The sequence below is a fragment of the Actinomadura logoneensis genome, from assembly GCF_003428695.1.
Classification (GTDB): Bacteria; Actinomycetota; Actinomycetes; order Streptosporangiales; family Streptosporangiaceae; genus Spirillospora; species Spirillospora logoneensis.
In genome coordinates this window covers 1-8,214 of the sequence record NZ_QURH01000958.1, presented here as the reverse complement: position 1 = coordinate 8,214, position 8,214 = coordinate 1, and the positions used below count along the sequence as shown (strand labels likewise).

4 protein-coding genes and 2 pseudogenes are annotated in these 8,214 nt (G+C 75.8%); 4 read left to right on the top strand and 2 right to left on the bottom strand.

Annotation, left to right across the window (positions count from 1 at the left end; all coding sequences use genetic code 11):
- Positions 1 to 286: pseudogene (locus DZF91_RS32440) on the bottom strand (hypothetical protein); the annotation flags it as partial.
- Positions 283 to 1,506, bottom strand: coding sequence for a hypothetical protein (locus DZF91_RS32435; RefSeq protein WP_235834730.1), 1,224 nt, complete (start codon positions 1,504 to 1,506; stop codon positions 283 to 285). The gene DZF91_RS32435 and the pseudogene DZF91_RS32440, both read right to left, overlap by 4 nt.
- A 638-nt stretch (positions 1,507 to 2,144) precedes the next feature.
- On the opposite strand from DZF91_RS32435, the gene DZF91_RS32430 reads away from it, so the two are divergent.
- The 4 genes and pseudogenes from DZF91_RS32430 to DZF91_RS32415 all read left to right on the top strand — a co-directional run.
- The gene (locus tag DZF91_RS32430) at positions 2,145 to 3,956 is read left to right on the top strand and encodes a hemolysin family protein (RefSeq protein WP_117360867.1); all 1,812 of its coding nucleotides are present in this window, start codon (positions 2,145 to 2,147) and stop codon (positions 3,954 to 3,956) included.
- The gene (locus DZF91_RS32425; RefSeq protein ID WP_117360866.1) at positions 3,944 to 4,963 is read left to right on the top strand and encodes a hemolysin family protein; all 1,020 of its coding nucleotides are present in this window, start codon (positions 3,944 to 3,946) and stop codon (positions 4,961 to 4,963) included. Before DZF91_RS32430 ends, DZF91_RS32425 begins: the two co-directional genes overlap by 13 nt.
- Positions 4,964 to 5,330: 367 nt before the next feature.
- The gene (locus DZF91_RS32420; protein ID WP_235834729.1) at positions 5,331 to 6,260 is read left to right on the top strand and encodes a cation diffusion facilitator family transporter; all 930 of its coding nucleotides are present in this window, start codon (positions 5,331 to 5,333) and stop codon (positions 6,258 to 6,260) included.
- Positions 6,261 to 6,356: 96 nt separating this feature from the next.
- Positions 6,357 to 8,214 (top strand): annotated as a pseudogene (locus DZF91_RS32415) (hypothetical protein); the annotation flags it as partial.

Below are 8,214 nucleotides of genomic sequence, written 5' to 3'. Positions count from 1 at the left end.
GGCCGGATGAGGGCGCGGACGCGCCGGCCACTCCGCCGACCCGCGCGCCCGCCAGCACCGACCAGCCCTCGCCCCGGTCCGGCGGCGTCCTCCCTCCGGGCCGCGTGGGCAGCGCGCCCACCTCCGTCCCGCCCGACGACCCCGAGGAGGCCGACGAGGCCGACGAGGCCGGGGACGCGGCGGCGGGCGGGGGCGGGGCCAGGCCGCAGACGTCGCAGAAGCCGTCCGGCTGGACGGTCCCGGTGCAGTCGGGCTGGGAGCAGGGGGACGGCTGGCTGGCGGTCATCCGCGGGTTCCCGTCTCGCTCTCGCACGCCCGGATGGCGCGCTGGTACTCGGCGAGCGCGGCGGTGGCCGCGCGCAGGTCGCAGGGGGCCGTCCAGAGCAGGTCGCGGGCCCGTTCGCCCAGGCGGGAGACCACGGCGTCCTCGGCGAGGCCGAGCCGTCCCGCCTTGGCCTGGTACGCCTGGAAGCGTCCGCGCAGCTCGGAGCGGCGGTCGAGCAGGCCGGAGCTGAGCGCGTGGTCCGCCTCGACGCGCTCGGCCGCGACCGCGACCGCCCGGTCCAGTTCCGCCGCCCGGACGGCCAGCTCCCGCCACCGGCCCTCGGCGCAGAGCGCGGCCAGCGCGGCGAGCCGGTCCCGCAGCCCCGCCGACGGCGTGACGGGCTCCGGCAGCCCGGGCGAGTCGATCTTGTTGAGCACCGTCTCGCGGGTCTCGCGCGCGGCCCGCTCGGCCTCGGCGACGCCGTCGACCGCGGCCGTGAGCCGGTCCACCAGCGCGGTGTGCCCGGCGCGCGCCGCGACCGCGTCGGCCAGTTCGGCGCGGACCCGGTCCAGCGCGGCGCGCAGCGCGCCCAGCCGGGAGGTGTCCGGCTTCGCCTCGCTGCCCGAGCCCGTGACCAGCGACAACGGATCGGTCCGGACGATCCGGCCGAACGCCGTCAGCTCCCGCCCGATGCGGTCCAGCTCGGGGTGCCGGACGCCGTCCAGCTCGTGCGCCGAGCGCGCCGCCTCCCGCCAGTCGTCCTCCACCTCGTCCAAGGGGAGGAGCAGGGCCGTCCAGGCGTTGTCGGCGGCGACCACCACGGCCGCGGCCTCCTCGTACGCCGCCGACATCAGCCGGACCGCCTCGCCGAGCGTCACCCGCCTGCGGTCCGGGCCGAGCAGGGTGCGCTGGTCGAGCGGGATCTCACCGTCCGGCAGGTCCACCGACGGGCCGGTGAGCATGCCGCTGAGCAGGAGCAGGGCATCGGCGTCCGGCCGTTCGGACTCGGCCCGCAGCGCCGCCGCCCGGTCGAGGACGTTGCCGTAGGCGTCGAACAGCTCCCACAGCCTGCCGATGCGCCGCTGCGTCTCGTCCCAGCGCCGCCAGGTCTCGCCGGTGAGCCGCGCGCCCTTCAGCAGCCGCGACCCGGGGTGGGCGTCGAGGTCGAGCAGGGCCGCCGAGATCCGCTCCGCGTCCGCGCGCAGCTGTGCGAGGGCGTGGTCGACGCCCTCGCGGCTCATGGGCGCCGCCCCGGTCCCGCTCTCGTTCACCTCGGCCCCGTGTCCCTGCCCCGTTCCTGCTCCGTCCTCGACCCGCGCCAGCCACCGGTCACCGGCGCCGGCACCCGGCCACCCGGCCACCGGTCACCGGCACCCGGCCACCCGGCCACCGGTCACCGGCGCTGGCACCCGGTCACCGGCACCCGGTCACCGGCCGCCTGGCCGCCGGCAACTGATCACCGACACCGTCTTCGATTCGCGTGGCGCCCTCCGGGTTCCCTCGCCGCGTCCGTCCAGGATGGGCCGCCCGCTTTCCGTTCAGTGTGATCCGCGGCACTTTCCGGCACAAGCGGTTGCCCCCTCCCGGCAATCCGGGAGCTTCGCGGCCCGTCCCTGCGAATCATGGTGAATCGGGGCCCCCGCGCGCCGCCGCGAAACGGCCGCGCGGGCCGACTGGCCGCCTTCGGCCACCGCGAACGGTTCCGAGCCGTTAGGAAAAACACACAGCGTCACGGCGGCACGACTTGTGTCAAGGGAACGTCGTGGTGTGAAGTGACGTTCTGTAGGTGTCGTCTCCCTCGTGGAGACGTGGCTGAGCAGTCGATCGAGAGGAGTTGAGCGTCCGCAGTGTCGGACCCCAGTCATAGACCCGGTGCGTCATGCTGACCGCCGCACTGGGCCTTTTCGCCGTCATTCTGCTCACCGCCGCGACGGGTTACTTCGTCGCCCAGGAGTTCGCGTTCGTCGCCGTCGACCGGTCCCGGCTGTCGGCCGCCGCCGACAGCGGCGACGTGGCCGCGCGCCGCGCGCTCCGGGTCGTCGGCCGGCTCTCCTTCATGCTCTCGGGCGCGCAGCTCGGCATCACCATGACCACCCTGGTGGTCGGGTTCATCGCCAAGCCCGCGCTCGCCGGGCTCCTCGAACCGCTGCTCACGCTGGCCGGCGTCCCGTCCGGCGCGGTGGACGCGGTCGCCCTCGCCGCCGGGTTCGTCCTGGCCACGCTCATCCAGATGCTGCTCGGCGAGCTGTTCCCCAAGAACCTCGCGCTCGCGCGCGCCGAGGGCCTGGCCCGCGCGCTCGCCGCGTCCACGCTGGTCTACCTGACCGTCGCCGGGCCGCTGATCCGGCTGTTCGACCGGGCCGCCGAGAAGCTGCTGCGCGCGGTCGGCGTCGAGCCCGTCGAGGAGCTGCACAGCGGCGCCACCCTGGAGGAGCTGGGCGAGATCATCGACCGCTCCGCCGGGGCCGGGCATCTGCCCGCCGACCTGACCCGGCTGCTGGACCGGGCGCTGTCGTTCGGCGACCGGACGGCCGACGAGGTCATGGTGCCGCGCCCGCAGGTCCGGTCCCTCGCCTCGGACGCGACGGTCGCCGAGCTGGTCGCGCTGATCCGGGAGAACGGCAACTCCAACTACCCGGTCTACGGCCAGGACATGGACGACGTCATCGGCGTCGTCGGCGCGCGGGAGGCCGCGGCCGACGGGCTCCCGCCGTCCACCCCGGTGTCGGTGATCGCCCGGCCCGCGCTGATGGTCCCCGGCAGCCAGCCGCTGTACGGGGTGATCGAGCGGATGCGCGAGGCGGGCGAGGAGTTCGCCTGCGTCGTGGACGAGTACGGCGGCCTCGCCGGCATCCTCACCTTCGAGGACGTCGCCGAGGAGCTCGTCGGCGAGATCACCGACGAGAACGACGCCCGCGACCAGGCCCCGGTCGGCTCGGCCGACGGCTCCTGGCTGCTGGACGCCGGGCTGCGCGTGGACGAGATCGAGCTGACCACCGGCCTCGCCCTGCCCGAGGGCGACTCCTACGACACGGTCGGCGGGCTGGTCATGGCCGGGCTGCGCCGCCTGCCCCGGCCCGGCGACCGGCTGGTCGTCCCGCTGGGCGAGGACCCCGCCGAGCCGGACGGACACGCCGAGATCGAGGTGGTCTCCGTCGCCCGCCGCGTGGCCCGCGAGGTCCGCGTCCGCGCGCTGACCACCGCCGACACGGCGGCGGCGGCCCTGGACGCCGAGGCCGCCGCAGCCGCCCGGACCGACGCGGATGCCGCCGCCCGGACCGACGCGGATGCCGAGACCGCCGAGGCCGGTGCCGATGTCGTGCACGTTCCGGTACAGGGCGGCCCGGGTGACGCCGCGCCGATGGTGAAGCCTGCCAACGGCAGCGTGCGCGCGGAAGGCTCCGGCGAGCCTTCCCAGCCCGAGGTCTCCGCGGAAACCGGACGCGAGGTCCGGAACACGGCCACCGAAGGCGAACGCGAGGCGCTGGACGCCTCCGCCAAGAGCCGACACGACATTCAAAACGCCTCCAGCGCAGGCGAACTCGAGGAGCGGAACGGCTCCACCGAGAGCGGACGCGAGGTGCGGAACGCCTCCGCCGCAAGCGGACGCGACGTTCGCGACGGTGACGAGGCCATGGACGAGAACGCCATGGCGGCGTCCGGGGAGGGGGCCGGCCCGTGGATCCGCTGACATCACTGCTGGTCACGGCACTTCTGCTGGTCGGGAACGGGTTCTTCGTGGCGGCCGAGTTCGCGCTCGTCGCCGCGCCGCGCTCGCAGCTCGAACGGGCCGCCGCGCGCGGCAGCCGACCGGCCGCCGCCGCCCTCGCGGGCACCCGCGAGCTGTCCCTGATGCTCGCCGGGGCGCAGTTCGGCATCACGATGTGCTCGCTGGGCCTCGCGATCGTCACCGAGCCCGCGTTCGAGCACGTCCTGGAGCCGCCGCTGCACGCTGTCGGCGTCCCCGAGGCGATCGCCAAGGGCCTCGCCCTGGCGTGCGCGCTCGGCGTCGTGACGTTCCTGCACATGGTCGTCGGCGAGATGGCGCCCAAGTCGTGGGCGATCGCCTATCCGCGCAGGTCGGCGCTTGTGCTGGCGCTGCCGTTCCGGGCGTTCGCGAAAGTGTCCCGGCCGGTGCTCGCCGCCCTCAACACCGTCACCAACGGCCTGCTGCGGCTGTGCCGGATCACCCCGCGCGACGAACTGGACGCCCCGGCCGACGTCCGCTCGCTCGGCCACCTGGTCGGCGAGTCCCGGCGGCTCGGGCTCATCGGACGGCACGACCACGAGCTGCTGCGGCGCGCGATCTCCGCGCGGGAGGTCACGGTCGCGCACCTGGTCGTCCCGGCCGCCGAGGTCGCCACGGTGCCCGCCGACGCGACCGCCGCCGACGTCCGGCGGGTGGCGACCGCGAGCGGCCACAACCGGCTGGTCGTCCTCGGCGCGGACGGCGCGGGCCCCGGCATCGTGCACGTCCGGGCCGCGGTCACCGAGCCCGACGCCGACCGTCCCGCCACCGAGCTGGCGCACCCGGCCCCCGTGCTGACCGGCGCGACGACCGTCCTGTCGGCGGTCTCGGTGATGCGCCGCTCGCGCGCGCAGCTCGGGGTCGTGTGCGGCGGCCAGGGCGGCGAGATGGTCGGGATCGTGACGCTGGACGACCTGCTCGCCGAGCTGCTGGCCGCCAACCCGCACTAACGACCACGGATCCGCAGTCGCGACCTCCTCGCGGCTGCGGACCATGCGTTCCTGTCGAGGTGCTGCAACGGAATCCGTGGTCCATGGTGTGAACATGAGCACCCGAAACGAGCCCGGGCCCGGCCGTGATCACGCACACGGCCCCGCCCCCCGCCGTGATCACGAACCCGAACCCGAACCCGGCTCCCGCCGCGAGCGCAGGGCCGCTCGGGACAGCGGCCACGGGCACGAAGGCGGGCACGGCCACGGGCAGGCACACGGCCACGGGCACGAAGGTTGGGATGGAGGAGGGCGGTCGTTCGGGGCAGGGGTCTGGGGGCGGGTCGTCCATTTTGTTCGGCCGCATTCGCATGAGGCGGCGGACAAGGTGGACGCGGCGCTGGAGGGCAGCGCGGACGGGATGCGCGCCCTGTGGACGTCGCTGCTCGTCCTGGCGGCGACCGCCGTGCTGCAGGCGGTGGTCGTGGCGGTCAGCGGGTCCGTCGCGCTGCTCGGCGACACGCTGCACAACGCGGCGGACGCGCTGACGGCCGTCCCGCTGGGGATCGCGTTCATGCTCGGCCGCCGTCCGCCCACCCGCCGCTACACCTACGGGTTCGGGCGCGCCGAGGACCTCGCCGGGGTCGTCGTGGTGCTGGCGATCGGCGTGTCGTCGGCGGCGGCGGGGTACGCGGCGCTGCAGCGGATCGCCCATCCACAGCCGGTGGCCCATCTGTGGACGGTCGCGGCGGCGGCGCTGATCGGTTTCGCCGGGAACGAGCTGGTCGCCCGGTACCGGATCCGGGTCGGCCGCCGCATCGGGTCGGCGGCGCTGGTCGCGGACGGGCTGCACGCGCGCACCGACGGGTTCACGTCCCTGGCCGTCCTGCTCGGCGCGGCGGGCGCGGGCCTCGGCTGGACGTGGGCGGACCCGGCGGTCGGGCTGCTGATCACGGCGGCGATCCTGGTGGTGCTGCGGCAGGCGGCCCGCGAGGTGTGGCGGCGGCTGATGGACGCCGTGGACCCCGATCTCGTCGCGACCGCCGAGCAGGCCCTCCGGCGCGTCCCGGGCGTCCTGGCGGTCGGCACCGTCCGGATGCGCTGGATCGGGCACCGGCTGCGGGCCGAGTGCGACGTGGTCGTCGATCCGGACTGCACGCTGGTGGAGGCGCACGACGCGGCCGTCCGCGCCGAGCACGCCCTGATGCACGCCCTGCCGCGGCTGACCGGAGCGCTCGTCCACCCCGACCCGGCGCCGCGCGGCGGCGTCGACCACCACGCCGTGCTCGCGGGGCACCGGAGCGCTCCCGGCCTGTGAGACGTTAGAGATGGACGGAGTGGGAGAAATCCGGAGGGGGTCGAAAACGATCCCCCCGGAGACCGGCGACCGGGACGGCGAACGGTGGAGCAGGCTGTGGACGAGACGGAGCGGCTGCGTGAGCGGGTCGATGAGCTGTGCGCGGCGCTGACCGAGCGTTACGGGCGCCTTGAGGCCGAACTGGTGGAGAGCGGACCGTCCGGCGACGACCGGCCGCTGGGCTGGTCCGGTCGGCTGGAGGTGCTGCGCGCCTTCGCGGCGGGCGTGGCGCCGGGCGACCGGACGGCCCTGGCCCGCCTCATGGTCGATCCCGACGCGCTCGACGACGGGACCGCGAACCGGATCGACCTCTCCGGCGCGGACGCCGGGCGCTCGGTCCGGGAGATCACCGACGCGCTGGACGGCCGCATCCTGCTGCTCGCGCCGTCGAAGGCCGAGGCCGCCGCGCTGCTGGAGGCCCTGGCCGACCGCGAGCTGCCGGTGCTGCTGGAGGAGGTCGTTCCGACGGCTCCGTTCCGCCGCCGCAAGGACAACGGCACGGTCGAGTTCCGTTCCATGAAGGAGGACGCGGCCCGCGCGACCCGCGCCGAGCCCGCTCCCCCGGCGTCCGCCGCGGACCCGGAGGCCACGGTCAGCGACCTCGGGACCATCCGCATGGAGGCGATCTCGGACGAGATGCTCGCCGACATGGCGGAGAAGACCACGCCCCACAAGATCGTCACGGACGAGATGCTCGCCGCCGCCACCGCGTCCCCCGCGCCGGACGAACCGGACCACCGTCCGCTGGACGCGGTACCGGACGACCGTCCGCTGGAGGCCGTGCCGGGCGACCGTCCGGCGGACGCGGTACCGGGCGACCGTCCGGCGGACGCGGTACCGGGCGACCGTCCGGCGGACGCCGTGCCGGACGGCCGTCCGCTGGAGGCCCTGGCCCGGCGGGTCGTGGTCCGGCCCGTCGGGAACGTGTGGCGGGAGGACGCCGAGCGCGAGCTCCGCGGACTCCAGCGAGGACTGCTCTGGCTGGAGCAGTGGCCGCGGGACATCGCGACCGTCGAACGGCTCCGGACCGAGGGCGTCCAGCGGCGGGAGGAGCGGCGCGCCGCGATCGCCGCGCTGGAGGCCGCGATCGTCGACCGGCGCGCCGAGTTGGAGACCGCCCGGGAGAGCGTCGCCGAGGCCGAGGCGGAGCGGGAGCGGAAGGCGGCCGAGGAGGAGCGGGTCGCCGCCGAGGCGGTCGGCCCCCGGCAGGAGGCCGAACGGCTCCGGGCCGAGGCGGACGCGGCGTCCGCGCAGGCCGCCAGGGCGGCGCACGTCGCGGACGAGGCCTGGACGCGCGTCTCCGCGATCGACGAACGGGCCGCTCAGGCGCGGTTCGAGCTGGGCGCCGCCAGGGACCAGGAGCAGCAGCTCGTCGGCGACCTCGCACGGGCGCGCGAGGAGCTGCCCGCCGCGAAGGCCGAGACCGAGCGCCTGGTCGCCGAGGACAGCACCGCGATGGCCGAGGGGCACGCCTCCTACTACCGCGTCCGGGCGGCGGAGTCGGCGGTCGCGGCCGTCCGGCAGAAGATGACGCTGACGCAGCGGCTGCACGTCGCGCCGCCCCCGGCCGAGCTGAAGAAGCTGCGCGCCGACCTGAAGGCCAAGGTGCGCCAGGCCGACGACGCGGTGCGGCGCGCGCACGAGACCAAGGAGGCGGCGGAGCGCGCGGCCCAGCACCAGGCGGGCCTGGAGCACTTCCTGGAGACCGGGGCCGAGCGGCTGGCGGCGGCCAAGCACGCGCAGGAACGCCTCGCGGCCGAGCTCACCCAGCTCGCCGGGAGCCGCGAGGACGCCGTCGAGACGCACCGCGAGCACGCCCGCACCGCCGCCGAGGCCGCCGACCACGCCACCCAGGCGGGCGCGGCGGCCCGCTACGCCGAGCAGACCGCGCGCGCCGCCGAGGAACGGCTCGCCG

Coding starts and splice junctions, on each gene's coding strand:
- DZF91_RS32435 (WP_235834730.1), bottom strand. CDS start 1,506: ATGAGCCGCGAGGGCGTCGACCACGCCCTCGCACAGCTGCGCGCGGAC.
- DZF91_RS32430 (WP_117360867.1), top strand. CDS start 2,145: ATGCTGACCGCCGCACTGGGCCTTTTCGCCGTCATTCTGCTCACCGCC.